25 protein-coding genes are annotated in these 24,172 nt (G+C 72.3%); 12 read left to right on the forward strand and 13 right to left on the reverse strand.

Translation table 11 applies throughout. The annotated features are described in order from the left end of the window. Nucleotides 1–64 precede the first annotated feature (64 nt). Both QNO14_RS13945 and QNO14_RS13950 read left to right on the forward strand, forming a co-directional pair. Nucleotides 65–1,030, forward strand: a complete 966-nt coding sequence (locus QNO14_RS13945; RefSeq protein ID WP_257494379.1) for an ATP-binding cassette domain-containing protein — start codon at nucleotides 65–67, stop codon at nucleotides 1,028–1,030. Next, on the forward strand, nucleotides 1,027–1,854 hold the full coding sequence (locus tag QNO14_RS13950; RefSeq protein ID WP_257506514.1) for an ABC transporter permease: 828 nt from the start codon (nucleotides 1,027–1,029) through the stop codon (nucleotides 1,852–1,854). The genes QNO14_RS13945 and QNO14_RS13950 overlap by 4 nt, the downstream gene beginning before the upstream one ends. A 55-nt stretch (nucleotides 1,855–1,909) precedes the next feature. Here QNO14_RS13950 and QNO14_RS13955 read toward each other — a convergent pair whose 3' ends face one another. Continuing rightward, nucleotides 1,910–2,401 carry a hypothetical protein gene (locus QNO14_RS13955; RefSeq protein ID WP_257506513.1) on the reverse strand — a complete coding sequence of 164 codons (492 nt, stop codon included), beginning with the start codon at nucleotides 2,399–2,401 and terminating at the stop codon, nucleotides 1,910–1,912. A 96-nt stretch (nucleotides 2,402–2,497) separates the two neighbouring features. Between QNO14_RS13955 and cofG the strand changes: the two genes are divergently transcribed. The 4 genes from cofG to cofC are packed head-to-tail and all read left to right on the forward strand — an operon-like array spanning nucleotide 2,498 to nucleotide 8,842. Next, nucleotides 2,498–5,179 carry a 7,8-didemethyl-8-hydroxy-5-deazariboflavin synthase CofG gene (cofG, locus tag QNO14_RS13960; protein WP_257506512.1) on the forward strand — a complete coding sequence of 894 codons (2,682 nt, stop codon included), beginning with the start codon at nucleotides 2,498–2,500 and terminating at the stop codon, nucleotides 5,177–5,179. Continuing rightward, nucleotides 5,176–6,663 carry a flavin-containing monooxygenase gene (locus QNO14_RS13965; RefSeq protein WP_257506511.1) on the forward strand — a complete coding sequence of 496 codons (1,488 nt, stop codon included), beginning with the start codon at nucleotides 5,176–5,178 and terminating at the stop codon, nucleotides 6,661–6,663. The genes cofG and QNO14_RS13965 overlap by 4 nt, the downstream gene beginning before the upstream one ends. Then, nucleotides 6,660–7,673, forward strand: coding sequence for a glucose-6-phosphate dehydrogenase (coenzyme-F420) (fgd, locus tag QNO14_RS13970; RefSeq protein ID WP_257506510.1), 1,014 nt, complete (start codon nucleotides 6,660–6,662; stop codon nucleotides 7,671–7,673). Before QNO14_RS13965 ends, fgd begins: the two co-directional genes overlap by 4 nt. After that, nucleotides 7,670–8,842, forward strand: coding sequence for a 2-phospho-L-lactate guanylyltransferase (gene cofC / locus QNO14_RS13975; protein ID WP_257506509.1), 1,173 nt, complete (start codon nucleotides 7,670–7,672; stop codon nucleotides 8,840–8,842). The genes fgd and cofC overlap by 4 nt, the downstream gene beginning before the upstream one ends. Nucleotides 8,843–8,887: 45 nt before the next feature. On the opposite strand, the gene cofD is transcribed toward cofC, so the two are convergent. The 11 genes from cofD to hemE all read right to left on the reverse strand — a co-directional run bounded on the left by cofD (nucleotide 8,888) and on the right by hemE (nucleotide 18,682). Then, a complete protein-coding gene (gene cofD / locus QNO14_RS13980; protein ID WP_257494386.1) occupies nucleotides 8,888–9,859 on the reverse strand; it encodes a 2-phospho-L-lactate transferase in 972 nt (323 codons plus the stop codon). Nucleotides 9,860–10,031: 172 nt separating this feature from the next. Next, on the reverse strand, nucleotides 10,032–11,354 hold the full coding sequence (gene hemL / locus QNO14_RS13985; RefSeq protein WP_257506508.1) for a glutamate-1-semialdehyde 2,1-aminomutase: 1,323 nt from the start codon (nucleotides 11,352–11,354) through the stop codon (nucleotides 10,032–10,034). Between the two features lie 91 nt (nucleotides 11,355–11,445). Continuing rightward, entirely contained in the window at nucleotides 11,446–12,429 is a 984-nt protein-coding gene (gene hemB, locus QNO14_RS13990; protein WP_257506507.1) for a porphobilinogen synthase, read from the reverse strand. Beyond that, nucleotides 12,426–13,229 (reverse strand): uroporphyrinogen-III synthase, encoded by an 804-nt coding sequence (locus tag QNO14_RS13995; protein WP_257494389.1) that lies wholly within the window; start codon nucleotides 13,227–13,229, stop codon nucleotides 12,426–12,428. Before QNO14_RS13995 ends, hemB begins: the two co-directional genes overlap by 4 nt. Continuing rightward, nucleotides 13,226–14,224: a hydroxymethylbilane synthase gene (hemC, locus tag QNO14_RS14000; protein ID WP_257506506.1), complete on the reverse strand. Its 999-nt coding sequence runs from the start codon at nucleotides 14,222–14,224 to the stop codon at nucleotides 13,226–13,228. The genes QNO14_RS13995 and hemC overlap by 4 nt, the downstream gene beginning before the upstream one ends. Before the next feature lie 10 nt (nucleotides 14,225–14,234). Then, the gene (hemQ, locus tag QNO14_RS14005) at nucleotides 14,235–14,894 is read right to left on the reverse strand and encodes a hydrogen peroxide-dependent heme synthase (RefSeq protein WP_257494391.1); all 660 of its coding nucleotides are present in this window, start codon (nucleotides 14,892–14,894) and stop codon (nucleotides 14,235–14,237) included. Nucleotides 14,895–14,983: 89 nt separating this feature from the next. Beyond that, entirely contained in the window at nucleotides 14,984–15,268 is a 285-nt protein-coding gene (locus tag QNO14_RS14010) for a hypothetical protein (protein ID WP_257506505.1), read from the reverse strand. Then, a complete protein-coding gene (locus QNO14_RS14015) occupies nucleotides 15,258–15,668 on the reverse strand; it encodes a phage holin family protein (protein WP_257494393.1) in 411 nt (136 codons plus the stop codon). The genes QNO14_RS14010 and QNO14_RS14015 overlap by 11 nt, the downstream gene beginning before the upstream one ends. 1 nt (nucleotide 15,669) lies before the next feature. Beyond that, on the reverse strand, nucleotides 15,670–16,056 hold the full coding sequence (locus tag QNO14_RS14020; RefSeq protein WP_257506504.1) for a hypothetical protein: 387 nt from the start codon (nucleotides 16,054–16,056) through the stop codon (nucleotides 15,670–15,672). Nucleotides 16,057–16,154: 98 nt separating this feature from the next. Then, nucleotides 16,155–17,657, reverse strand: coding sequence for a protoporphyrinogen oxidase (hemG, locus tag QNO14_RS14025; protein WP_257506503.1), 1,503 nt, complete (start codon nucleotides 17,655–17,657; stop codon nucleotides 16,155–16,157). Then, nucleotides 17,654–18,682, reverse strand: a complete 1,029-nt coding sequence (hemE, locus tag QNO14_RS14030) for a uroporphyrinogen decarboxylase (RefSeq protein ID WP_257494397.1) — start codon at nucleotides 18,680–18,682, stop codon at nucleotides 17,654–17,656. Before hemE ends, hemG begins: the two co-directional genes overlap by 4 nt. Before the next feature lie 62 nt (nucleotides 18,683–18,744). On the opposite strand from hemE, the gene QNO14_RS14035 reads away from it, so the two are divergent. Beyond that, nucleotides 18,745–20,049, forward strand: a complete 1,305-nt coding sequence (locus QNO14_RS14035) for a glutamyl-tRNA reductase (RefSeq protein WP_257506502.1) — start codon at nucleotides 18,745–18,747, stop codon at nucleotides 20,047–20,049. A 2-nt stretch (nucleotides 20,050–20,051) separates the two neighbouring features. Continuing rightward, nucleotides 20,052–20,348 (forward strand): hypothetical protein, encoded by a 297-nt coding sequence (locus QNO14_RS14040; protein ID WP_257506501.1) that lies wholly within the window; start codon nucleotides 20,052–20,054, stop codon nucleotides 20,346–20,348. A 62-nt stretch (nucleotides 20,349–20,410) separates the two neighbouring features. Here QNO14_RS14040 and QNO14_RS14045 read toward each other — a convergent pair whose 3' ends face one another. Further along, complete coding sequence (locus tag QNO14_RS14045; protein WP_257506500.1) at nucleotides 20,411–20,962, reverse strand: hypothetical protein; 552 nt, start codon at nucleotides 20,960–20,962, stop codon at nucleotides 20,411–20,413. Nucleotides 20,963–21,126: 164 nt separating this feature from the next. On the opposite strand from QNO14_RS14045, the gene QNO14_RS14050 reads away from it, so the two are divergent. The 4 genes from QNO14_RS14050 to QNO14_RS14065 all read left to right on the forward strand — a co-directional run bounded on the left by QNO14_RS14050 (nucleotide 21,127) and on the right by QNO14_RS14065 (nucleotide 24,153). Then, a complete protein-coding gene (locus QNO14_RS14050) occupies nucleotides 21,127–22,422 on the forward strand; it encodes a hypothetical protein (RefSeq protein ID WP_257506499.1) in 1,296 nt (431 codons plus the stop codon). A 30-nt stretch (nucleotides 22,423–22,452) separates the two neighbouring features. Continuing rightward, nucleotides 22,453–22,938, forward strand: coding sequence for a hypothetical protein (locus QNO14_RS14055; protein WP_257506498.1), 486 nt, complete (start codon nucleotides 22,453–22,455; stop codon nucleotides 22,936–22,938). Nucleotides 22,939–23,026: 88 nt separating this feature from the next. Further along, a complete protein-coding gene (locus tag QNO14_RS14060; RefSeq protein WP_257506497.1) occupies nucleotides 23,027–23,611 on the forward strand; it encodes an HhH-GPD-type base excision DNA repair protein in 585 nt (194 codons plus the stop codon). A 74-nt stretch (nucleotides 23,612–23,685) separates the two neighbouring features. Further along, nucleotides 23,686–24,153: an NfeD family protein gene (locus QNO14_RS14065; protein ID WP_257506496.1), complete on the forward strand. Its 468-nt coding sequence runs from the start codon at nucleotides 23,686–23,688 to the stop codon at nucleotides 24,151–24,153. Nucleotides 24,154–24,172 lie beyond the last annotated feature (19 nt).

The following is a 24,172-nucleotide window of genomic DNA, read 5'->3' on the forward strand; positions in this document are numbered from 1 at the left end:
ACGTTATCCGGTTCGCATTCGCCGCCCATCCCCGCCAGACTGGGCGAGACGAGAGGATGCCCGCATGCCCGACGGACAGGTGCTCGAGTTCTCCGGCCTCACCAAGCGCTTCGGCGCACTGACGGCCGTCGACCGCTTCACGGCGCGCGTCGAACCCGGGAGGGTGACCGGCTTTCTCGGCCCGAACGGGGCGGGAAAGACCACGACGATGCGCATGCTGCTGGGGCTCGTGCGCTCCTCCGACGGCACCGCCACCATCGGCGGCACCCCGTACGTGCAGCTGCGGCGGCCGCTGCAGAGCGTGGGCTCGGCGCTCGAGGCGTCGAGCTTCCACCCCGGCCGCACCGCCGCCGCCCACCTGACCGCCCTCGCGCAGGCCTCGGACGTGCCGGTCTCACGCGTGGATGAGACCCTGGGGCTCGTCGGACTGGCGGATGCCGGCGGACGCAAGGTCGGTGGCTACTCGCTGGGCATGCGTCAGCGGCTGGGCCTGGCCGCGGCGCTCTTGGGCGACCCGGGAGTGCTCGTGCTCGACGAGCCGACGAACGGGCTGGACCCCGAGGGCATCCGCTGGATCCGCGACTTCCTGCAGGCCCTCGCCCGCGAAGGGCGCACCGTCTTCGTCTCGTCGCACCTGCTGTCCGAAGTGCAGCAGACCGTCGACTCGCTGCTGGTGATCGCGCGGGGACGGCTGGTCTTCCAGGGCACGATCGACGAGCTCGTCGACCCCAGGGAGTATGCCACCGTCGTCGACGCCCCCGACCGCGCCGCACTGGCGGCCGCGCTGGCCGCGGCCGGCATCGGCACCGAGCCGCTGCGCGCGGGACTGCGGGTCGCGGTGGCCGACCCCGCCGAGATCGGCCGCATCGCCGCGGCATCCGGCGTCGCCCTGTCGCTGCTGCAGCGTCAGGGACCGTCGCTCGAGCAGGTGTTCCTCGAACTCGCCGACGGCCGCCGGGTCCATGCCAGCGCGGGCGGCGAGGCCGCGGCCCCGCCGGTCGACGCTGCGGCGGAAGGAGCGGCGCGATGAGCCTCGTCGGCACGGTCAGATCCGAGAAGACCAAGCAGTTCTCGACGTCGTCCTGGTGGATCCTCGCGATCGTGCTCGTCGTCTACGTCGGATCCACGGCCTCGGCGCTGGCGTTCTTCTTCGCCGCCTCGGCCACCGGCCAGCTGGGCGGAGCCGACGCCCCGCAGATGCCGGCCGAGACCCTGCCCCCGCTGCTCTACAGCCTCGCCACGGCGATGGGGTACGTCTTTCCGCTCCTCATCGGCACGCTCATGGTGACCACCGAGATCCGCCACCAGACGCTCACCCCCACGTTCCTGGCGACCCCCCGTCGCGGCCGGGTGCTGGCGGCCAAGCTCATCGTGGGCGCTGCCCTCGGCCTGCTGTACGGCGTCATCGGCGTGCTGTCGTCGGTCGTCCCGTCGGCCGCGCTGCTGTCGGTTCAGGGGGTCGACACCCAGCTCGGCGAAAGCGACACCTGGGCGATGGTCGCGCGCATGCTCGCCGCGTTCGTGCTCTGGGTGTTCATCGGCATCGCGGTCGGCGCGCTCGTGCGCAACCAGATCGTCGCGATCGTCGGCGTGCTGGTCTTCACCCAGTTCGTGGAGCCCATCGCCCGCACGCTCGTGCCGTTCGTCGAGGGCGCCGGTGACGTGGTGCGCTTCCTGCCCGGCGCGGCATCCGATGCCCTCGTCGGAGCGAGCCTGTACAACGCCGAGGCGATCATGGGGACGAGCGGCGGCGACACGCTCGAGTGGTGGGCGGGCGGCCTCGTGCTGCTCATCGTCGCCGCGGTGCTGCTGGTGCTGGCATACCTCTTCAGCTGGCGCCGCGACGTGGCCTGACGCGGCGCCTTCGTCGTGCGGCCGCGAACTGCGGCCGCGAGCTGCGGGCCGCGAGCTAGGCGGTGGCCGGCTTGGCTGCGGGCTTCGGCTTCGGGGCGCGGGCACGCGTCGGACGGGCGCTGTCGGCGGGCGCGGCCTCGGGCTGCGTCGAGATCGCCGCCGTGGCGAGCGTCACGACGTCGGCCGGGTGCTCGCCGGCATCCACCTGCAGCGCCTGCACCAGCGCGAGGCCGTGGCGGGTCGTGAGCAGCACCCGCTGGAACTCGGGGTGTCCCTCGAGGTCGAGGACGACGCCGGGAAGGTGGCGTCGGACGACCACGAAGTCCACGCCGTTGACCGACTTCCACGTGCCGATCGCGACGACACCCGGGAACCGCGTGCCGGGGCTCTGGATGCCGCGCAGCCAGGTCCAGGGGTCGTCGATGAGCTGCACCTTGGCGATTGTCTCGCGTTCGACGATCACATTCCCCTTGCGGAATGCGAGGGCGCGCTCGGTGGCCGACAGCACCACTTCGAGGCGGGTCGAGTCCAGGAGCAGCGTCACCATGTGTTCCAGTCTGCCAGCGTCGCGGGCGGGGTTTGCTTACGGGACGGCAACGATCTGGTCGGGCCTTGCGAGCGCTGGCGGTGCAAGACTGGATCAGTGACCCTTGCGCAGCCCGCTCCCCCGGCGGCGACAGTCCATGACATCCTCGACAGGGCGGCCGACGGCGCCCTGCTCGATGCCGATGACGCCGAGATGCTGCTGCAGGCGTCGGGTGACGCGTTCGACCGACTGCTCGACATCGCCGCGCGGCTGCGCGACGAGGGCCTGGCGGCATCCGGTCGGCCCGGTGTCATCACTTACTCCCGCAAGGTCTTCGTTCCCCTGACGACGCTGTGCCGCGACCGCTGCCACTACTGCGTCTTCGTCGACACACCGGGCCAGCTGGCCGCCCAGCACAAGCCGCTGTACATGACCGAGGCGCAGGTGCTGTCGGTCGTCCGTCAGGGGCAGGCGCAGGGATGCAAGGAAGCGCTGCTCACCCTCGGCGACCGCCCCGAGGACCGCTGGCCCGCCGCGCGCGCCTGGCTCGACGACCACGGCTACTCCTCGACGCTGGATTACGTCGGCACGATGGCCCGGCTCATCACGGCCGAGACCGGCATGCTCGTGCACCTGAACCCGGGGGTCATGGGCCACGACGAGATCCTCGCGCTGCGGCCGACCGCCCCCTCGATGGGCATGATGCTCGAGACGACCTCGACGCGCCTGTACACCGAACCCGGTCAGGTGCACTTCGGCTCGCCCGACAAGGACCCCGCCGTGCGACTGCGGGTCATCGACGATGTCGGCCGGGCGCGGGTGCCGTTCACCACCGGCATCCTCGTCGGAATCGGCGAGACCCTGCGCGACCGGGCGGAATCGCTCGTGGCGCTCCGCGACGCGCACGCGCGGCACGGGCACGTGCAGGAGGTGATCGTGCAGAACTTCCGCGCGAAGCCGCGGACGGCGGCGCAGTCCGCGCCCGACGCGGGCCTGCGCGAATACGTCGCGGCCGTCGCCGTCGCCCGTCTGGTGCTCGGACCACGCATGCGCGTGCAGGTGCCGCCGAACCTGTCGGATCCGACCGAGTTCGCGCTGCTGGTGCGGGCGGGCGCGGACGACTGGGGCGGGGTCTCGCCCGTCACCGCCGACCACGTCAACCCCGAGCGGCCCTGGCCGCACCTGGACGACCTGGCCCGCCGCACCGCCGAGCTCGGCTTCACGCTGCGCGAGCGGCTCACCGCCCACCCGGAGTACATCCACCGCGCCGACGAGTGGCTCGACCCCGCCATGCACGGGCCGGTCGCGGCGCTGGCCGACCCGGTTTCGGGGCTCGCGGCGGTCGCTTCTGCGGAGCCCGGCGTGCACAACGTCGGCAATCCCGGCGACAACGCGGCTGATGGTCCGGTTTCGGCGCCGTCCGGCCCGGATCGGCGACGTTCTGCACGCGCGGGCCGCGCGCACAACATCGGCGCTAACGTCGGCGCCGCGGGCGCCGCGGGCGCGGCGGCGGGGGCCGGGGTGCACAACACCGGCGCTACCGGCGGCGCGGGTTCGGGCGCGGCGGCCCGGGCCGGCGTGCACAACGTCGGCGATCCCCTCGACAACGCGGCTGGGGGTCCGGTTTCGGGGCCGTCCGGCCCGGATCGGCGACGTTCTGCACGCGCGAGCGCCGGCACCGCCACCATCGCCCGCCTCGCCGAGGAAGCGGCCGGCGACCCGCTGAGCCTCGGCGACGACGATTGGGAGCGGCTGCTGCTGGCCACGGGCGCCGACCTCGAGTCCGTCGTCGCGACGGCCGACGACGTTCGGCGGTACACCGTGGGCGAGGCGGTGAGCCTGGTGGTCAACCGCAACCTCACCTCCAGCGGCTTCCGCTCCCGCGGCGCGGCGGCACCCGGCGAGTTCGACCTCGCCGACGTCGCGGCGATCGCACGCGACGCGGCCGACCTCGGCGCGACGGAACTGTGCGTGCAGGGCCTGCTGCCGGCGACCGAGGACGCAGCCGCCTACCTCGACATCGCCCGCGCCGTGAAGGCGGCCGCCCCCGGGATCCACCTGCACGCCTACCGCCCGCAGGATGTGTGGGACCTCGCCGACCGCGGCGGCCTGGGCCTCGACGACGCCCTGGCGGCGCTGCGCGACGCCGGTGTCGACACGGTTCCCGGCACCGGTGTGAAGGTCGCCGCCGAGCGGGTGCGCGCCGCCCTCTTCCCCACCGACCTTGAGGTCGACCGCTGGATCGAGGGCATCTCGGCCGCGCATCGCCACGGCTTCCGCTCCACGAGCGTGCTGTTCTACGGGCACGTCGAGACCGCCGCCGAGCGCGTCGCTCACCTGCGACTCCTCCGCCGCCTGCAGGATGCCGCGACCGCCGCCCGCGCCGGAGGCGGCTTCACCGAGTTCGTTCCCATTCCGCTGCCCGGAACCGCCGGCGGCGTGCCGCTCGTGCCCGGGCGTACGCCCATCGACGAGCACCGCGCCATGGTCGCGGTGGCGCGGCTGGCGCTCAACGGATCGATCCCGCACATCCAGGTGCCGTGGCCTCGGCTCGGGCGGGAAGCCGTCGCCGTGCTCTTGCGCGCCGGCGCCGACGACCTGGGCGGGACGCTGCTCGACGGTCGCGTGCGCCCGGACACCGGCATCGAGCACGGGCAGGAGCTGCCGGCATCCGAGGCGGCACGCATGGCCGCGCGGCTGATGCGGCCGTTCCGGCTGCGCACCACCGACTACGGCACCCCGATGCCCACCGCGACGCCCGCCACCGCCGCCCCGCCCACACCGGCGAGCACCCCGTGACCGAACACGTCGAGGTCGCCGTCGTCGGCGCGGGCTTCGCCGGCCTCGGCATGGCGATCGCGCTCCGCCGCGCGGGCCGCGAATCGTTCGTGATCCTCGAGCGGGCGGCATCCGTCGGCGGCACGTGGCGCGACAACACCTACCCCGGCGTCGCCTGCGACGTGCCCTCGCACCTCTACGGCTTCGCCACCCACCCCAATCCGGACTGGTCGGGGCTCTACGCGACCGGCGCCGAGATCCGCAGATACCTCGAACGGGTCGCCGCGGCCGAACACCTCGGCGAGCGCCTGCGCCTGCGCACGCCGCTGCTGTCGGCGCGGTGGGATGCCACGACCGCGCGCTGGACGCTCGACACCGGATCCGGCCCGCTCACCGCCGACGCCCTCGTGCTGGCCTGCGGCCGGCTCACCGAGCCGTCGATCCCCGAGATCCCGGGGCTCGAGCAGTTCGCCGGGCCCATCTTCCACTCCGCGCGCTGGGATCACGGCGCCGACCTCGCGGGCGCGCACGTCGCCGTCGTCGGCACGGGAGCCAGTGCGGTGCAGCTGGTGCCGCGGCTGGCCGACGTCGCCGGGCACGTGACGCTGTTCCAGCGCACCCCCGCCTGGATCGTGCCGCGCGGCGAGCGCCGGTATGACGACACCGAGCGGGAGCGCTTCGCCGCCCACCCCGAGGAGCTCGCCGCGCTCCGCGCCGCCCTGTACGTCGAGGGCGAGGCCCGGTACGCCTCGCGGTCGGGCGACGCCGCGGCATCCGCAGCCGCACGTGAGGCCGCGCTCACACACCTGGCGGCGCAGGTCGCCGACCCGGCGCTGCGCGCAGCCCTCACCCCCGACTACGCGTTCGGGTGCAAGCGCGTGCTGCTCTCGGACGAGTTCTACCCCGCCGTCGCCTCCCCCGCGGTCACCCTCGAGCCCTCGGCCCTGACCGCGGTCGACGGCGGCGAGCTGGTCGCGGCATCCGGCGCCCGCCACCGCGTCGACGCCCTCGTGCTCGCCACCGGGTTCGTTTCACAGCGCCAGCCCTACGCCGACCTCGTCACCGGCGAGCACGGCCAGACCCTCGCCGAGCACTGGGCCACGGGCATGACGTCCTTCGCGTCGACGGTCGTCGCCGGGTTCCCGAACCTCTTCGTGCTCGACGGCCCGAACGCCTCGCTCGGGCACAACTCCGCGGTGCTCATGCTCGAGGAACAGGCCGCGTACACCGTACGCGCCCTCGCGCGCCGCGGCGCCTTCCCGAACGGCGTGCTGCGCGTGCACCCGGATGCCGAGGCCGACTACACCGCCGAGATCGCCCGCGCCGCCCGAACGACCCCCTGGCTGACCGGCGGATGCCACAACTGGTACGTCGACCGTGGCAGGCTGACGCTGCTGTGGCCGGGCACCGTCGACGCGTTCCGCGCGCGGCTCGCCCGCGCCGACGGGTCCGAATTCACGACCACCCCCGCCCGCACCGGCGGGGACGACAGGAGATCCACATGACCCTTCCGCTCCGCCTCGGGTACAAGGCGTCGGCCGAGCAGTTCGGCCCGTCGCAGCTCGCCGACTTCGCCGTACTGGCCGAGGAGGTCGGCTTCGACTCGGTGTTCATCTCCGACCACTTCCAGCCCTGGATGCACGAAGGCGGCCACGCCCCCGCTGCCCTGCCGTGGCTCGGCGCGGTAGGCGCTCGCACCTCGCGGGTGCTGCTGGGGACCTCGGTGCTGACGCCCACCTTCCGCTACCACCCGGCCGTCGTCGCGCAGGCGTTCGCCACACTCGGGGTGATGTTCCCGGGGCGCATGATCCTCGGAGTCGGCACCGGCGAGGCGTTGAACGAGGTCACTCTCGGACTGGACTGGCCCGACCCGCCCGAGCGCTTCCAGCGCATGAAGGAGGCCATCACGCTCATCCGCGAGCTGTGGACGAACGACCGGGTGACGTTCGAGGGCAACTTCTGGAGTGTGAAGGATGCCACCGTCTACGACCGTCCCGACCAGCCGGTGCCGATCTACATCGGGGCCTCGGGACCGGCCGCGACCCGCCTGGCGGGGCGCATGGCCGACGGCTGGATCACCACGAGCGGCAAAGACCCCGCGCTGTACACCGACAAGCTGCTGCCGGCGCTGGAGGAGGGCCTCGAGAAGGGCGGCCGCTCCGCCGACGACGTCGACACGCTCATCGAGGTGAAGGTGTCGTTCGCCGAGACCCGGCAGGAGGCGCTGGAGAAGACCCGCTTCTGGGCGCCGCTCGCGCTGTCGCCGGAAGAGAAGACCGGCATCCACGACCCCATCGAGATGCAGCGGCGGGCCGACGAGCTGCCGATCGAGCGTGCGGCGTCACGGTTCATCGTCTCCACCGATCCGGACGAGCACGTCGAGCAGATCGCCCGGTACGTCGACCTCGGCTTCCGTCACCTGGTGTTCCACGACCCCGGTCACGACCAGGAGACGTTCCTGCGCACCTACGGCACCGAGATCCTGCCGCGCCTGCGGGCCCGGTTCGGTCAGTGACGATCGGTTCGCCGGGCAAGCGCGTCGGGATGGCGGACGAGGGCGGGCGCGACGGCGGCTGGGTCGTCGTGATCCCGGTCAAGCCGCCGGTCGAGGGCAAGTCGCGTCTCGCCGCGCCGGGCCTCGACCGCGTGGCCCTCGCCCGCGCGATCGCGCGGGACACGATCGACGCCGCCGCGCAGGCTCCCGGCGTCGCGCGGGTCGTGGTGGTCACCGCCGACCCGGATCTGGCGGCGACAGTACCCTCGGCGCCCGCTGCCGCGCCGGTCTCGGTCGTCGCCGACCCGGGCGAGGGACTGAACTCGGCCATCGCGGCCGGCGCGGCCGGAGCTGACGGCCACCCGCGGGCCGCGCTGCTGGGCGACCTGCCGGCGCTGCAACCGGCCGACCTCGGCCAGGCGCTGCGTCAGGCCGCGCGACGGCCCACCGCCGTCATGCCGGATGCCGAAGGCACCGGGTCGACCCTCCTCACCGCCGCGGCGGGCGTGCCGTGGCGCTCGTCGTTCGGCGCGGACTCGTTCGCCCGTCACCGCGCGCAGGGCGCGGAGCCGCTGGACGCTCCCGCGGCATCCGGGCTGCGCCGCGACATCGACACCGCCGGGCAGCTGCAGCAGGTGTCCGAGCTCGGCCTCGGGCCGCGCACGACGGCGCTGCTGCGCGCGGCGGGCGCCGGCGGCACGGCTCCGGCGCCGACAGCGCGGCTGCGGCTTCGCGAGATGCGCCCGGACGACCTCGACGACATGGCGACGCTCCTGGGCGACCCCGACGTGATGCGGTACTACCCCGCGCCGCGCACCCGCGAGCAGGCGGCGGAGTGGATCGCCCGCAGCATGCTCCGCTACCGCAACGACGCACTGGGGCTGTGGATCGTCGAGGATGCCGAGGGCCGCTTCGTCGGCGACTGCGGACTGACCTGGCAGCCCCTGGGCGCCCGGCTGGTGCTGGAGGTCGGCTACCACGTGACCCCGCCGCTGCAGGGCCGCGGCTACGCCGCCGAGGCGGCCGCCGCCTGCCGCGACCATGCCCGGTCGCTCGGTTTCTCCGAGTTGCGCGCCCTCGTGCATCCGGACAACGCTGCGTCGACGCGCGTGGCGCAGAAGACCGGCATGCACCGGGATGCCGCTGAATCGGAGTCCGCCGGCATCACCGTCATGCGCATGGCGCTGTAGCCTCAGCGCACGGCGGGCAGCGGACGGCGGACGAGCGCCGCGGGGTCAGCGGATGGCGGCGGCGAGCGCGGCGTCGGCGATGTGGGCGGATGCCGCGACATCCCGCATCCACAGTGGCGCGACCGCCGCGGTCATCCCGAGGGCGGCGACGTCGGGGGCGAGACCGGTGTCCTCCTCGGCGAGCAGCCACGCGTCGAGGAGGCCCCCCGCGCGGCGGGCGCCGTAGTGCCTCGCGACGGCGGAGGCCGACGTCTCGACGCCGATGGCCGCCAGGCAGACGTCGGCCATGCCGCGCACGACCGCCCCGCCGATGATCGGCGAGACGCCCACCACGCGCGCCGACGTCGCGGCGAGAGCCTCGCGCACTCCCGGCACCGCGAGGATCGGGCCGATCGAGACGACAGGGTTCGACGGCGCCACGAGCACGACGTCCGCCTCGGCGATCGCTTCGATGACACCGGGCGCGGGGCGCGCGGCATCCATCCCGGCGTTCTCGAAGGCCCGAGGCACCAGGCGCGCGCGGTGGCGGGTCCACCACTCCTGGAAATGCATCACGTCCCCGCCTTCCACCAGCACGCGGGTGTCGACCTCGGCGTCGGTCATGGGGAGCAGGCGCACCCCCAGCGGCCACCGGCGGGACAGTCGCTCGGCCACCTGGGTCGGGGTGAGGCCCTCCCGCAGCCAGCCGGTGCGTGCGAGGTGGGTGCCGAGGTCGAGGTCGCCGAGGGTGAACCAGGGCCAGCCGGCATCCCACTGCTGCAGCTCGTGGTTCACGCGCTCGGTGTCGCCGGCGCGGCCCCATCCCCGCTCGGTGTCGTTGACCCCTGCCAGGGCGTAGAGGATCGAGTCGACGTCGGGCTGCAGCCGCACGCCCGAGAGCCACAGATCGTCCCCGGTGTTGACGACGACCGTCGCCTGCGGGGCGCCGCGACGGGCGAGCGCCTCCCGCACGCCGAGGGTGAACTTCGAGCCGCCGACCCCGCCGGCGAGCACGACGACACGAGGAGAGGATGTCACCGTTCCACCCTACGGGCGGGTCGGTCGCCGTAACTCCTCAAGAACCCGCCACAGCGCGGCCGAAACCGGCCCCTGCGGCCCGACCGGCACCGTTGTCGAGGAGTTGCAGCATGCCGGTGCCGGGCACGCGGTCGGCGCACCACAGACGCGGGCGGCGCCGCACCCCGAAGGGCTACGCGGCCGCGCCGGCGGCGGCGCGCGCCGCGCCGGGGAGCGCCTCCACGATCCGCGCGAGCGCGGCGTCGTCGTGCGCTGCGGTGAGGAACCAGGCCTCGTAGACGCTGGGGGGAAGCGATACCCCGGCGTCGAGCATCGCGTGGAAGAACGGTGTGTACCGGGCCGCCTGCTGCTCCAGCGCCTCGGCGTACGAACGCGGCGCTTCGGGAAGCATCGCCAGGCCGAAGAGCGACCCGGCCCGCGCCACCGCGTGCACCACGCCTTCGGCGGTCAGCGCCGCGTCGAGCGCGTCGGCGACGACGGATGCCGCGGCATCCACCCGCGCGTAGACCTCGGGGGTTGCCAGCTGCAGCGTCGCGATGCCCGCGGCGACCGAGAGCGGATTGCCCGAGAGCGTCCCCGCCTGGTACACCGGCCCCACGGGGGCGAGCATCTCCATCACGTCAGCGCGGCCACCGAGCGCGGCGAGCGGCATGCCGCCGCCGACCACCTTGCCGAAGGTGAAGAGGTCGGGGGTGTACTCCTCGCCGGCCTCCTGCTGCAGACCCCAGTATCCGGCCGGGTGCACGCGGAACCCCGTGAGCACCTCGTCGAGGATGAGCAGGGCGCCGTTGCGGTGCGCGATGTCGGCCAGCGCGGCGTTGAACCCCGGCAGCGGCGGGACGACGCCCATGTTCGCGGCGGCGGCCTCCACGATGATCGCGGCGATCTTGTCGCCGTGCACGGCGAAGGCCTCTTCGACGGCGGCGACGTCGTTGTACGGCAGCACGAGCGTCTGCGCCGCGATGGGCGCCGGCACCCCGGCAGATCCGGGCAGCGCGAGCGTGGCGACCCCGGAGCCGGCGTCGGCGAGCAGCCCATCGGAGTGCCCGTGATAGTGCCCGGCGAACTTGATGAGCAGGTCCCGTCCGGTGTAGCCGCGCGCCAGCCGGATGGCCGTCATCGTCGCCTCGGTGCCGGTCGACACCAGCCGCACGCGCTCGACGGGGCGACGCCCGCCGGCCGAGACCCGTGCGGCGATCATGTCCGCCAGCTCCACCTCGGCGCCGGTGGGAGCGCCGAAGGAGAGCCCCCGGGATGCCGCCTGCTGCACGGCCGCCACGACCTCGGGGTGCGCGTGGCCGAGGAGGGCGGGCCCCCACGACGCGACCAGGTCGACGTACTCGCGGCCGGCGGCGTCGGTGATGTACGCGCCGCGTGCCGACGACACGAAGCGCGGTGTCCCGCCGACCGAGCCGTAGGCGCGCACCGGGGAGTTCACGCCCCCGGGGATCACCTCGCGCGCGTGTGCGAACAGTTCGTCGTTGCGGTCAGTCATGCGTCACTCTCTCTCATCGCCGCCATCGCGGCTGTGCGCCGCCGTCGGGGCTGTGCACCGCCGTCGCGGCCGTCACAGACCGTCGCGGCCGTCACAGACCGTCGCGCAGCCAGCCGGCCGCCTCGACGGCCCAATAGGTCAGGATGGCGTCCGCCCCGGCGCGGCGGATCGCCGTGAGCGACTCGGTGATCGCTCCCCGGCGGTCGATCCACCCGTTGGCCGCGGCGGCCTCGACCATCGCGTACTCGCCCGACACCTGGTACGCCCACACCGGCACATCGACGGCGGCGCGCACGGCGGCCAGCACGTCGAGGTAGGGCATGGCCGGCTTGACCATGACGATGTCGGCTCCCTCATCGACGTCGGTGACCGCTTCGCGCACGCCCTCGCGGCCATTGCCGGGGTCGAGCTGGTAGGTGCGGCGGTCGCCCTGCAGCTGCGAGTCGACCGCCTCGCGGAAGGGTCCGTAGAAGGCACCGGCGTACTTGGCGGCGTACGCCAGGATCAGCGTGTCGGTGAAGCCCTCGGCCTCCAGCGCCGCGCGGATGTACGCGACCTGGCCGTCCATCATCCCCGACAGGCCCAGCAGCTGCGAGCCCGCGCGCGCCTGGGCGAGCGCCATGGCGGCGTAGCGCTCGAGGGTGGCGTCGTTGTCGACGACCCCGTCGGCGCGCAGCACGCCGCAGTGGCCGTGGTCGGTGAACTCGTCCAGGCACAGGTCTGTCTGGACGACCAGCGCATCGCCGACCTCGGCGACCAGCGCCTCGGTGGCGACGTTCAGGATGCCGCGGGGGTCATCTGCTCCGGAGCCGACGGCGTCGCGCACGGCCGGCACGCCGAAGAGCATGATGCCGCCGACCCCGGCCGTGGCGGCCTCGGCTGCGGCGCGCCGCAGGGAGTCGAGCGAGTGCTGCACGACGCCCGGCATCGAGCCGATGGCGACGGGCTCGGTCAGCCCTTCCCTGACGAACGTAGGAAGGACGAGCTGGGCGGGCACCACGTGCGTCTCACGCACGAGTCGACGGACCGCCGGCGACTGGCGGAGCCGACGTGGGCGGTGGGCGGGGAAGCTCACGGCACCGTCTCGTCGGCAGAGTGGGGCAGCGCGAGTTCCGCGACCGCACCGATGAGGGCCGCCACGGTCTGCTCGGCGGCCACGGCGTCGACGGGCAGACCCAGCAGCCTGGCGTCCTCGGCGGTGCGCGGCCCGATCGCGGCGAGCACGGTCGACGGGGGGATCGCGGGGAACTGCTCCCGCACCTGCTGCGCCACCGATCCGCTCGTCACGAGGATCGCGTTGATGCGGCCGCTCGCGACGTCGTGGGCGATCTTGTCCGTCACCGGGACGCCGACGGTGCGATAGGCCACGACGCTGCGCACGCGGTGGCCGCCGGCACTCAGCCGTTCGGTCAGCACCGGCTTCGCGATCTCGCTGCGCAGCGTCAGGATGTCGCGGGGCTCGGTCTCGAGCGACATGAGCTGGTCGGCCATGCCGGCGGCGGAGTTGTCCACCTCGGGAACGAGGTCGACCTTGTACCCGACGGCGCTCAACGCGGCGGCGGTGGTCTCCCCCACCGCGGCGACCTTCGTGTTGGCCGGGATCTGCGCCCGGTAGGCGTACAGCACGTCGACGGTGGTCGCGCTCGTGACGGTCAGCCAGTCGAAGACGCCCGCGGCCAGATCGGCCAGCGCCTTCTCAAGCGTGGCCTCGTCGGTGGACGGCGCGAAGTTGATGAGAGGTGCGATCACGGGCGTCGCACCCTGCGCGCGCAGTGTGGCCGCGACGCCATCTCCCCAGGGTCCCCCGCGCGGCACGAGCACCCGCCAGCCGCTGAGCGGCTTAGCGGGTTGCGATGGCCAGGGGGCGTTGTTCATGGGGTCGACTCTCGTGGTACCAGATCGGCTGCCCCACTAACGAGCAGCCGACGAGCAACGTCGGTCCCGGCGCGTACGGCGTACGCGATCGGGGTCGCGTCGTCGGCAGCATCCGCACCATCGCCGCTGCCTGTCGTCCCACCATACTCCCGTGGGAAGGGGGCGGCGCGGTCCAGCCCGATTCGGCGACTTCCGTCCAGCGCGTACACGACCGCATCGATGCGCAGGTCGGCGTCGGTGAGCGCGGCGTGCACCCCCAGCGGGGCGTGACACCCGGCCTCGAGCGCCGACAGCACCGTACGCTCCGCCGTCACCGCCACTCGCGTGTCGAGGTGGTCGATGAGCGCGAGGGCGGCCCGCAGATCTTCAGGGGCGTCGGCCAGCGTCTCGATCGCCAGGGCGCCCTGACCGGGCGCTGTCGGCCATGCCGCGAGCCCCAGGGGTTCGAGGTGCAGGTCACCGAGGTCGAGGCCGATGCGAGACAGCCCGGCGGCAGCGAGGATGACGGCATCCAGCTGTCCATCGCGCACGCGCTGCAGACGGGAGTCGACGTTGCCGCGCAGGTCGTGCAGCTCGACGCGGGGGTTGCGGCGCACCACCTGCGCGCGGCGGCGCGGCGAGCCGGTGCCCACGCGCGCCCCGGCGGCCATCAGGTGCAGCGGCGTGCCGTCGCGGGTGACCACGACGTCCCGGGCGTCCTCGCGGGGCGGGATCGCCGCGATGACGAGACCCTCGGGCTGGGTGGTCGGCAGGTCCTTCAGCGAATGGACGAGCAGGTCGCACTCCCCCGCGACGAGCGCTTCACGCAACCGGGTCGCGAAGACCCCGGTGCCGCCGATCTGCGACAGCGAGGCTCGGGAGACGTCGCCCTCGGAGACGATCGGCACGAGCTCGACCGGCCGGCCGGCCGCCGCAGCGATGGCGTCGGCGACCTGCTGCGACTGCGCCATCGCCAAGGCGCTGCGGCGCGTGCCCAGCCGGAATGGGCGGGTCATCGCGGCATCCTCATCGCAGCACCTCGACGAGATCTGCCGGGGCGACGAGGCGACCGGTGAAGAACGGCACCTCCTCGCGCACATGACGGCGCGCCTCGGTGTAGCGAAGCTCCCGCATCATGTCGACGAGGTCGGTCAGCTCGTCTGCCTCCATGGGCAGGAGCCACTCCCAGTCGCCCAGGGCGAAGGATGCCACCGTGTTCGCGGTGACGCCGGTGAACGCGGCGCCCTTGCGGCCGTGGTCGGCGAGCATGGCGCGACGCTCCTCATCGGGCAGCAGGTACCACTCGTAGCTGCGCACGAACGGGTACACGGTGAGCCACTGCTTGGCCGCGATGCCGCGGAGGAAGCCGGGGACGTGGGCACGGTTGAACTCGGCATCGCGGTGCACGCCCATGGCGTTCCATGTGGGCAGCAGCGGCGCGAGCAGCGCGGTACGCCGCAGCGCCCGCAGGTCGCGCTGCAGGCCTTCGGCGGTGGGCCCGTGCATCCAGATCATCACGTCCGCGTCGGCGCGCAGACCGCTGACGTCGTAGAACCCGCGCACGGTGGTGCCGGCGTCGGCCAGATCGGCCACGACGCGTTCCAGCTCGGCGGGATCGGGGTCGGTGACGGGGCGCGCGGGGTCGCGGCGCAGCACGGACCAGAGGGTGAAAGCGGTGTCGGACATGTCTCAAGTCTCTCTTCCGCTCCGCCGCACGCCAAACCGCCGGCGCGGGTCGGCGCCGGCGGTGGCGGTGTCGGTGTCGTGGTGTCGGGTCAGCGCGCGACGAGGCGCACGATTCCCCAGACGGTGAGCCCCACGGCGATGGCGGCTCCGGCCGTCGCCGCGATGGCGGCAGTGGGGTTGCGGCGGGCGAATCGGCGCGCCTCGGCGACGCGACGGTCCGTCGCCTCACCCACCCGCTTCGAGACGTTCGCCTTCTCCTCGATCGCCGAGAGGGCCGCCTTGAGCTCGGCCCTTGCCTGCTCCACGGGGTCGGCGATGCCCAGCGGAACAGCGGTGCGCGGCACCGGCACGGGCGTGCGTCGGTCAATAGTCATTGACAGCGTCCTTCACGATCTTGGCGTCGGTCGCGATCGCCTGGCCGGGGTTGTCCCGGCTCGAGAGCTTGCGGAATCGCAGGATGCCGAGCAGCACCAGCACGGCCGTGATGACGATCATCACGACGAAGACCACGAGCGCCGACAGCCACGCGGGCCACCAGGACGACAGTCCGATGATGATGAACGCGCCCAGCACCGGAATCGACCAGAACAGTACGAACAGCGCCGCGACGACCCAGAGGCTGCCGATGCCGGCATCCTTGCCCGTCTTCTTCGCCCACTTCTTCGCCGCGTTGAACTCGGCCATGACGAGGTTGCGCACAAGCTCGGGCAGCTCGCCGATCAGCGTCAGCAGGCTGTCGTCGCTGCGATCGCGGAATCCGCGAGGTGTGGTCATGTCAGCTGTCCGCGGCCTTCTTGACGTCGTCCAGCGCCTCGTGCGCGGCCTGCTTGACCTGCGCTGCGGTCGTCTCGGCGCCCTCGGCGACCTCGTCGACCGAGTCCCTGCCTGCGTCGATCGCGGCGTCGAGTCGCTGACCGGCGGAGCCGCCCTTCTTCGTCGCGGCCTTGGTCACCTTGACGGCGCTGTCCCAGACAGCCGTCGGAAAGGCCATCGCGGCCGTCTTGCCGAGGTCCTTGACCTTGGCGACCTGCTCCTGAACCGGGTCCAGGTCCCAGACCTTCGAGGCCTTTTCCTTGATCTGCTCATAGCGTTCCCGACCGGCCCGAGTGCCCAGGACGTAGCCCGCAGCGAGTCCGACGACGAGTCCTACTTTGCCCCTCATGGGGTCTCCTCACGCTCGTTGGGAGTGCTTCGTGTGCCCCCAGATTAGCGCTGTATGCCGTCCCGGGTATCCGGGGTTGCGCGCCGGAGCGTACTGGGTTAGTCCGCGGCGACCGAACCGCCCCAGAGCGCTTCGCGACGCACGCGCTCCGCCTCGGCGATCGCGTCGGGAACGACCTGCGCCAGCCCCGTGCCCGACAGCCAGGCGCCGACGACCGCGAGCCCCGGCACGGCGTGCACGGCGGCACGACCGGCGGCGGACACCGCGGCGCGTCCGATGACCGCGGCCGGTTGCGACTGCACGTAGCGCTCGCGGTGCGACGCGCGCAGCTGCGACGGCTGCAGCGGCACGCCCAGCAGCGCAGCGGCCTCCGACAGCGCCAGGGCCGCGGCCGCGTCGTCATCAAGGGCTTCCGTGGCGGGCGCCTCGCCCTGTGCGCCGAACGACACGCGCAGGATGTGGTGGGGCGTCGCCTCGCGCAGCCACTGCCACTTCGCCGTGGCGTGCGTGAGCGCCTTGGCGGTGTGGGATCCGGGAACGGTGAGTACGCCGGTGCCGCGGGGGGCGACATCCAGTTCGGGCGCGTCGACGACGAGCGTGACGATCTCGACCACCGGCGCGGTGACGCTGCCGGGGTCGAGGCTCGACACCGGCGCCAGCAGGTGTCGCGCCTGCGCCTCGGGGGTGGCCACGATGACGGCGTGCGCGGGCACCCGGTCGCCGGGGGCGGGCGTCGCGCTGTCGGCGGCCGCAGGCGCAGCGGGCGACCCGTCGCCGGTGGCGGGGTCGACCACGACGGCCCACGCATCGCCGTCACGGACGATCTCCCGGGCCGGAGCGCCGACCCGCAGCTCCACCCCCAGGTCGGTCAGCCGCTCGACGAGCGCGTCCACGAGGCGGGTCATGCCGCCGTCCAGCCCCTGCACCGCTTGGCCCGGCACGACGGCGCGTCCGCCGCGCAGCTGCGCGACCGCCCCCTGCAGCGAGCCGGTGCGGGTCAGGGCGTTGTTGAGGCCCGGGGCGGCGAGGTCGACGTCGATGTCGTCGGGACGGGCGGAGTACACACCGGTCGTCACGGGGGCGACGAGCCGGTCGAGCACGGCCTGCCCCATGCGGCGGCGCACGAGGGCGCCGAGGCTGCGCTCGTGGCCGATCGTGAGCGGAGGCCGCAGGCGGTCGAGGTACGCGCGCCACGCGCCGCGCCAGCCGATGACGCGGCGCACGTCGTCCGAGAACGGGTTGGCGGGAATGCCGAGGATGCCGCCGGCAGGCAGGGGCGCCGCGGCACCGCCGGGAAGCCCGGCGACCCAGGCCCCGGCAGCGTCCGGCGCGACGATGGCGTGCTGCAACCCCAGCTCGGTCACGAGCGCCGCGACCGTGCCCCCGCGCGTGGCGAAGCTCTCGGCGCCGACGTCCACGCTCACGCCGTCGACCTCCGCGGAGCGCACGACGCCACCGAGTCGATCCGACGCTTCCAGCACCGTCACCTGCATGCCGACCTTGGCGCATTCCAGCGCCGCGACCAGGCCCGCGACGCCGCCGCCGACCACGACGATGCGGGTGTCGTGCGCATGCGCGACGAGGTCTGCCGCGTCGGTCATGCGTCCTCCCCGTGGGCGAGGGCGACGATGCGGGTCAGCACCGTCGGGTCAGCCTCCGGCGGCACGCCGTGCCCCAGGTTGAGGATGTGTGCGCGAGCGGCCTCGCCGCGGCCGATGACATCGCGCACGTGGGCCGACAGCACCGGCCACGGTGCGGCCAGCAGCGCCGGGTCGATGTTGCCCTGCAAGGTGACGTCAGGTCCCAGAATGCGGGCGGCTTCGTCCAGCGGCATCCGCCAGTCGACGCCCACCGCGTCTGCCCGTCCGTTCAGGCGCATGTCCGGCAGCAGGTGGCCGGTGCCGACGCCGAAGTGGATGCGGGGAACGGTGACCCCTTCGAGCGCGGCGAGGGAGTGGGGGGCGACGAACTCGCGGTAGTCCGCCGCCGACAGCGACCCCGCCCACGAGTCGAACAGCTGAACGGCCGACGCGCCGGCATCGGTCTGCACGCCGAGGAACGCCCGCGAGACCTCGGCGAGCCAGCCGGCCAGGCGGTGCCAGGAATCGGGATCGGCGTGCATCAGGCCGCGGGCGCGCAGGTGCTCCTTCGACGGCCCACCCTCGACGAGGTAGGCGGCGAGGGTGAAGGGCGCCCCGGCGAAGCCGATGACCGGCACCTCGCCCAGTTCGGCCGTGACGATGCCGATCGCCTCGGCGATGGGACCGGATGCCGCGACCACGGCGGCCGGCTCGATCGCCGTCACACGCGCGACGTCGGCGGCGGTGCGCACCGGCTCGGCGAAGACGGGACCCCGGCCGGGCTGGATCTCGACGTCGATGCCCGCCAGCAGCAGGGGCACCACGATGTCGCTGAAGAACACGGCGGCATCCACCCCGTGCCGGCGCACCGGCTGCAGAGTGATCTCGGCGGCCAGGGCGGGGTCGAGGCAGGCGTCGAGCATGCGGGTCCCCACCCGCAGATCGCGGTACTCGGGGAGGGAGCGTCCGGCTTGACGCATGAACCAGACGGGGAGGCGTTCCGGGCGGTCGCCGTGCAACGCACGCAGAAGGGGGGCGGTGGCCATTGATCCATCCTCGCACCCGCCGTCGTGCGCCCTCTCAGCCAGAGGACAGGTAGCCTTCAATGGTGCTGCTGTGTGTCACCGCGAGTCATAAGACCGCCTCGTTCGAGTTGCTCGAACGTCTCAGCGTGCACCCCGACCGCGTCGCGCCGATCATCGCCGGGCACGACGAGTGCGTACAGGGCGCCGTCGTGGTCGCGACCTGCAACCGCTTCGAGGCGTACGTCGAGATGGACGAGCCGGTGACCGCTGCCGGCGCCGTGGGCGTCGAGGCGACACTGCTCGCCATCGAGTCCGCGATGGGGGTCTCCCCCGCCGAGCTCGAGGGGTCATACGACGTCGTCGTCGGCGACGATGTCGCCCGTCACCTCTTCGCCGTGGCATCGGGTTTGGAATCGGTCGTCGTGGGCGAGGGCGAGATCGCCGGGCAGGTGCGCCGCGCGCTCACCGAGGCGCGTGAGCAGGGCACGACGTCGACCGAGCTCGAGCGGCTCTTCCAGCGCGCGAGTGAGACGCAGCGCGGCATCAAGAACGCCACCGCGATCGGTCGCGCCGGTCGCTCGCTGGTGCGCCTCGCGCTCGAACTGGCCGACAGCCGCGTCACCGACTGGTCGACCCTGCGCGTCGTGCTCGTCGGCACCGGATCGTACGCCGCGGCCACGGTCGCAGCCCTCCGCGACCGTGGGGCCGACGACATCCGGGTCGCATCGCCGTCCGGGCGCGAGGCGCTGTTCGCTGCCCGCCACGCCCTGCGCCCCGTGCCCTCGACGCACTTCGCCGAGGCCGTCGCAAGCGCCGACCTGGTCATCACCTGCACGAGCGCCGAGCACCCCGTGCTCTCCGCCGCGGACTTCACCGAGGGCGCCGCCATCGCCGACGCCGCCGAGCTGCCCGCCCGACGCCTGGTCATCGACCTCGGGCTGCCGCGCAACGTCGACCACGACGTCTCCGGCGTGCCCGACACCGATCTGCTCGATCTCGAGACGATCCGCCTGCATGCCCCGCTCGAAGAGCTGCAGGCCACCGACGATGCGCGCCGGCTCGTCGCCGACGCCGCGGCCCGGTTCGTCGTCAGCGGTGAGCGCCGAAGTGTCACGCCCGCCGTCGTGGCGCTGCGGTCGTATGTCGGTGCGGTGCTCGAGACCGAGATCGCCCGCGCCCGCGCACGCGGTGACGACGGCACGACCGAGCAGGCGCTGCGCCACCTCGCGGGCGTGCTCATGCACACCCCCACCGTGCGCGCCCACGAACTGGCCGAGCAGGGCCGCGCCGACGACGTGTTCGCAGCCGTGTCGGCGCTTTTCAACATCGACGTGCAGGAGCTCGCGACGCCGGTGGCGGCACCGGACGACGTGGCATCCGCCGGCTGACCGTGACCACACCCGTCGCCGCGTTCGAGGTGTACTCCGTCGCCGGGGAGGACCGCCTCTCTTCGCCGCTGCGGCGAGCCGCCCAGTGGGCGGGGACGGCGGTGGTCTCGCTGTTCGATCTCGGCGGCGGCGGCGCACCCGCGATGACGGACATCGTCTTCCGCCTGGTGCTGGACGGGTCGGAGGTCCACCGGCTGCAGCCTTCTGACATCGACGACGTGCAGGCGACGCTCGAGCTCGCGCAGCACGACCTCCGCACCCTCGACGCGGTCGACTTCGCCGACGCCTGGTTCGACTGACCGCTCGCGCTCGCGCTCGGCGAACGAGTCGGGACGCCAGATGCCGGCCCGGGCCCGCTTCTCTACTCTTCGCCCTCGACGAAGCTGCAGTTGACTGATCCGGCGCGCTCTTCGGCGGCCAGGATCTTGCCGTGGCGGCGGATCTCGCACGAGATCACCGTGGTGGGGGTCGACGTGTGCGCTGCGATCCCGATGACCGTCGCGTTCGAGTCGAGAGTGATGGTGTCTCCCGAGTCCCACGCCGCGCTGGTGCTGTCGGCGCCTTCTCTGATGACCACGTCGACGGGTTCCGGCGAGTCGACCGTGATCGTGTAGACCGCGGACGGGGCCAGGGCTGGCGCGAGGAGCACCGCGCCGATGGCGAGGGCGGGAGCGATCATCGCCAGCGCGGACATCAGGAATGCGATGGCGCGGCCGGGGCGAGCGGCTGCGGATCCGCGCGCCCTGATCGCGAGAACGAGCGCGACCACACCGAGGACGACGGGCACGATCAGCACGGCCATCCGCGACCAAGACAGGAGCATCCCCATCGCGAAAAGTGCGAGGGCGGCAACCGAGAGCCCCACACTCGCCACACGCAACCGCGACACCGCGAGCGTTGCACCTTCGGGCATAAGTTTCCCCCGTTCGAGACACAACGAGCATAGGCGGGTTATGTGCATTTACCCCGCGGGGGTTTTGTTTAGGCACGCGATATGCAAAGTTTCCAGAAGGGCGTCTCCAGTCGTGGACAATAGCCGCAGCCGCCCGTGAGCAAGAGACGGATGAGGATACTTCTGTGAGCTATGACGACCTCGACAATTCCATCGGCGCGCTGAAGAAGGCGGCCATCGACGCATGGATGGCCGACGACGGCTTTTACGAAGACAAGCTCGGCACGAACCGCTATTACAAGTGGGGTTGGGCGCCGAACGGCTACGAGATGCCGAGCTCGTCCGGTGAAGGCGGCGGCAAGATGGTGGACGGCCTGCCGTGGGCCGATGACATCTCCTTCGACGGCATCCGCTCGCGCGTCGACAACGCGGTCGACAAGTGGCGGGACCTGCCGACCGGCACGGCCGCCGGCACGTACAAGACGTCCACGTCGAGCGCGGCCGCCAGCCTCGGAGCGTCGGGGAGCGGCGCGTCCGTCGCCGACGACGGAGCGATTCTCACGTCGACGAACACCGTGGGCGATCTGCTCACGCAACAGCTCGTCGCGTCCTTCATCGAACCGATGCTCGACAAGTACTACACGCAGTTCAAGGGCGTCTCGCAGAGCCTCGGAGCCGCTGCCGCGATCCTGCAGATGAACTACACGATGCAGTCGACCATGTGGCAGGACGTGCGCGCCGACGCGGCCGCCATCGTCGAGAACGCAAAACGGGCGTGCGTCGAGTACGCGGATAGCAAGAATGCGGCCAACTTGCAGATCACGCTGGGAGTCGTGGCGACCGTCGCCGCAGCCGTGGCCACCGTGGCGACGGCGGGCGCCGCAGCGCCGCTGGTCGGCGCGATGGTCACCCTTTCGAGCGCGGCCGCGACCGCGGTCTCCGCGATCAGCGCGGATGCCTCGATCACGGGCGGAAGCTACGACGAGATCATGTCGTCGTTCGAGAAAGCCCTGGAGGATCTCCGCTCGGCGGTCTCCGACCAGGAATCCGAGGTTCGCACGATGCTCTCCGGCGCCGTCAACGCGATCATCGCGGACCCGAGCGGCTTCGATCTCAACCGCTACCAGATCCAGACGCAGGGTGACTTCTCCGACGAGATCGTGATGGCGCGCCAGCATACGAACACCGTGTCGAGCAACATGCAGCGTGTGATCGACGGCCTCGACGCCGCGAAGACCGCACTCGGATCCCCGCCCTACTCCGACCCGACGCCTCACTCGCAGCTCTCGAGCGGAACCCACTCGAATGCGCTCAATCTGTTCGACTACACGGCCGATGCACTCATGTCGACGTTGGAAGAGTACTCGCGCGGCAAGGATCTCTTCGACGCCGAGGTGGATAACTACTTCAACACCGACGAAGAGAACCAGCAACTCGTGGAGGAGCTTGCTGCATCCGAAGCCCTCACGCCGAACTCCTGAGCCTCATCGGGCACCCCGGAACAGATCAGAATGGATCGCATCGCAATGGAAAGCCGTGTCTTCGGACCCGTAGAACTCGTCGGCGGCCCCGGCGGCGCCGTGTTCGAAACCACGACCGAGCTCAGCGGCGCCACCGTGCCGTTCCGCCTCGAAGTGGACGACCCGTCTCGGTTCGACGAGCGGCAACTCGCGCAACTCGACGCCATCCTCCTGGGCTGGGAGCGGATCGACACGATGGCCCATGACGCGCTGGTGGCGGCTCTGGACGATCCTGATTCCGCTCCGTCGGCGCTCCTCCGGGAATGGGTAGAGGAGGCTGAGTCGCGAGAAAGCGACACCCGCCGGTTTCTGGCCGAACTCAAGCCGCAGAGCGTCACGATGCTGTGGGATGCTCCAGGCCCCCATCAGGATCGCATCGTGATGCCCTACAGCTACTCCCTCTCGGCCAACCCGGTCTTCCTGCGTTTTCGTGACCGAATAGGTGTCGAAATCGATCCGGTCCGGCGCGCGACCTGACGAGCCGACTTCGCCGACGCCTGGTTCGACTGACCGCTCGCGCCCGCGCCCCGCACGGGCTCACAGACCGCGGTGAGACGATGGAGGGATGAGCCTGCACATCACCGACGACCCCGCAGCGGATGAGCTGCTCACGCGCGACCCGCTGGCCCTGCTCATCGGCATGCTGCTGGACCAGCAGGTGCCGATGGAGACCGCGTTCGCCGGTCCGTTGAAGATCAGCGAGCGGCTGGGGACGCTGGATGCCGAGGCCATCGCGGGCGCCGACCCGGACCAGTTCGCGGCGCTGTTCGCACAGACCCCCGCGGTGCACCGCTTTCCGGGTTCCATGGCGGCGCGCGTGCAGGCGCTGTGCAGCGCAGTCGTGAACGAGTGGGGCGGGGATGCCGCAGCGATCTGGACCCGTGATGCCCCCGACGGCGCGGCGGTGCTGAAGCGACTGAAGGCGCTGCCCGGGTACGGAGAGCAGAAGGCCAAGATCTTCCTCGCGCTCCTGGGCAAGCAGTACGGCTACACCGGCGACGGGTGGCGCGAGGCATCCGCCCCCTACGGCGAGGAGGGGTCGCACCGCAGCGTCGCCGACATCGTGTCGCCCGACTCGCTGCAGCAGGTGCGTGCGTTCAAGAAGGCCGCGAAGGCCGCCGCGCGCGAGTCGAAAGCGACCTCGGCATAAGAAAGGCAGCGCGAACTCTCAGCTTTCTCATAGGGTAGAGGCGAAGCGACCGCCGACGCCCCGGGGAGGCCTGCATGACGCCATTCATCATCATCGGCAGCATCGGTCTGCTGGTGCTCGTGATCTCCCTCGTGGTCGGCGACGTCTTCGACCACTTCGAGATCGGCGAGGGCGCCCTGTCGGGCACGGCCCTCGGCATCGCCGCCGTGGTCTTCGGCGCCAGCGGCGTGTTCACGCACTCGTCCGATCTCGACGATGTGTGGGTGTACGTCATCGCGGCGGGACTCGCGGTCGTCACCTACGTCGCGGCGGTGCTGTTCATCCGCAAGCTCGCGGCGAGCTCCGACGGCGCTCCCGTCAGCACGGTCGGCCTCACCGGCATCTGTCGCTCCCCGATCACCCCGGCCGGCGGCGAGGTCTCCCTCGACGGCCCGCACGAGATCGAGCGGCGTCTCGCGTACTCCGACACCCCCATTCCCGAAGGCGTGCGCATCCGCGTCGTCGAGCACACCGGCACGCGCGTCAAGGTCGTCGCCGAATAACCCGCGGCGGCCGCCGCGA

The sequence above is a fragment of the Microbacterium sp. zg-Y625 genome (assembly GCF_030246925.1).
GTDB lineage: Bacteria > Actinomycetota > Actinomycetes > Actinomycetales > Microbacteriaceae > Microbacterium > Microbacterium jiangjiandongii.

Excerpts from the sequence above, each read along its gene's own strand:
- QNO14_RS14060 (WP_257506497.1), top strand. The coding sequence starts at position 23,027 with ATGAGCCTGCACATCACCGACGACCCCGCAGCGGATGAGCTGCTCACG.
- QNO14_RS14055 (WP_257506498.1), top strand. The coding sequence starts at position 22,453 with ATGGATCGCATCGCAATGGAAAGCCGTGTCTTCGGACCCGTAGAACTC.
- hemQ (WP_257494391.1), bottom strand. The coding sequence starts at position 14,894 with ATGTCCGACACCGCTTTCACCCTCTGGTCCGTGCTGCGCCGCGACCCC.
- QNO14_RS14045 (WP_257506500.1), bottom strand. The coding sequence starts at position 20,962 with ATGCCCGAAGGTGCAACGCTCGCGGTGTCGCGGTTGCGTGTGGCGAGT.
- QNO14_RS13955 (WP_257506513.1), bottom strand. The coding sequence starts at position 2,401 with ATGGTGACGCTGCTCCTGGACTCGACCCGCCTCGAAGTGGTGCTGTCG.
- QNO14_RS14065 (WP_257506496.1), top strand. The coding sequence starts at position 23,686 with ATGACGCCATTCATCATCATCGGCAGCATCGGTCTGCTGGTGCTCGTG.
- hemG (WP_257506503.1), bottom strand. The coding sequence starts at position 17,657 with ATGACCGACGCGGCAGACCTCGTCGCGCATGCGCACGACACCCGCATC.
- QNO14_RS13950 (WP_257506514.1), top strand. The coding sequence starts at position 1,027 with ATGAGCCTCGTCGGCACGGTCAGATCCGAGAAGACCAAGCAGTTCTCG.
- QNO14_RS13945 (WP_257494379.1), top strand. The coding sequence starts at position 65 with ATGCCCGACGGACAGGTGCTCGAGTTCTCCGGCCTCACCAAGCGCTTC.
- hemC (WP_257506506.1), bottom strand. The coding sequence starts at position 14,224 with ATGACCCGCCCATTCCGGCTGGGCACGCGCCGCAGCGCCTTGGCGATG.
- hemL (WP_257506508.1), bottom strand. The coding sequence starts at position 11,354 with ATGACTGACCGCAACGACGAACTGTTCGCACACGCGCGCGAGGTGATC.
- fgd (WP_257506510.1), top strand. The coding sequence starts at position 6,660 with ATGACCCTTCCGCTCCGCCTCGGGTACAAGGCGTCGGCCGAGCAGTTC.
- QNO14_RS14010 (WP_257506505.1), bottom strand. The coding sequence starts at position 15,268 with ATGACTATTGACCGACGCACGCCCGTGCCGGTGCCGCGCACCGCTGTT.
- QNO14_RS14020 (WP_257506504.1), bottom strand. The coding sequence starts at position 16,056 with ATGAGGGGCAAAGTAGGACTCGTCGTCGGACTCGCTGCGGGCTACGTC.
- hemE (WP_257494397.1), bottom strand. The coding sequence starts at position 18,682 with ATGGCCACCGCCCCCCTTCTGCGTGCGTTGCACGGCGACCGCCCGGAA.
- QNO14_RS13995 (WP_257494389.1), bottom strand. The coding sequence starts at position 13,229 with ATGAACAACGCCCCCTGGCCATCGCAACCCGCTAAGCCGCTCAGCGGC.
- QNO14_RS14015 (WP_257494393.1), bottom strand. The coding sequence starts at position 15,668 with ATGACCACACCTCGCGGATTCCGCGATCGCAGCGACGACAGCCTGCTG.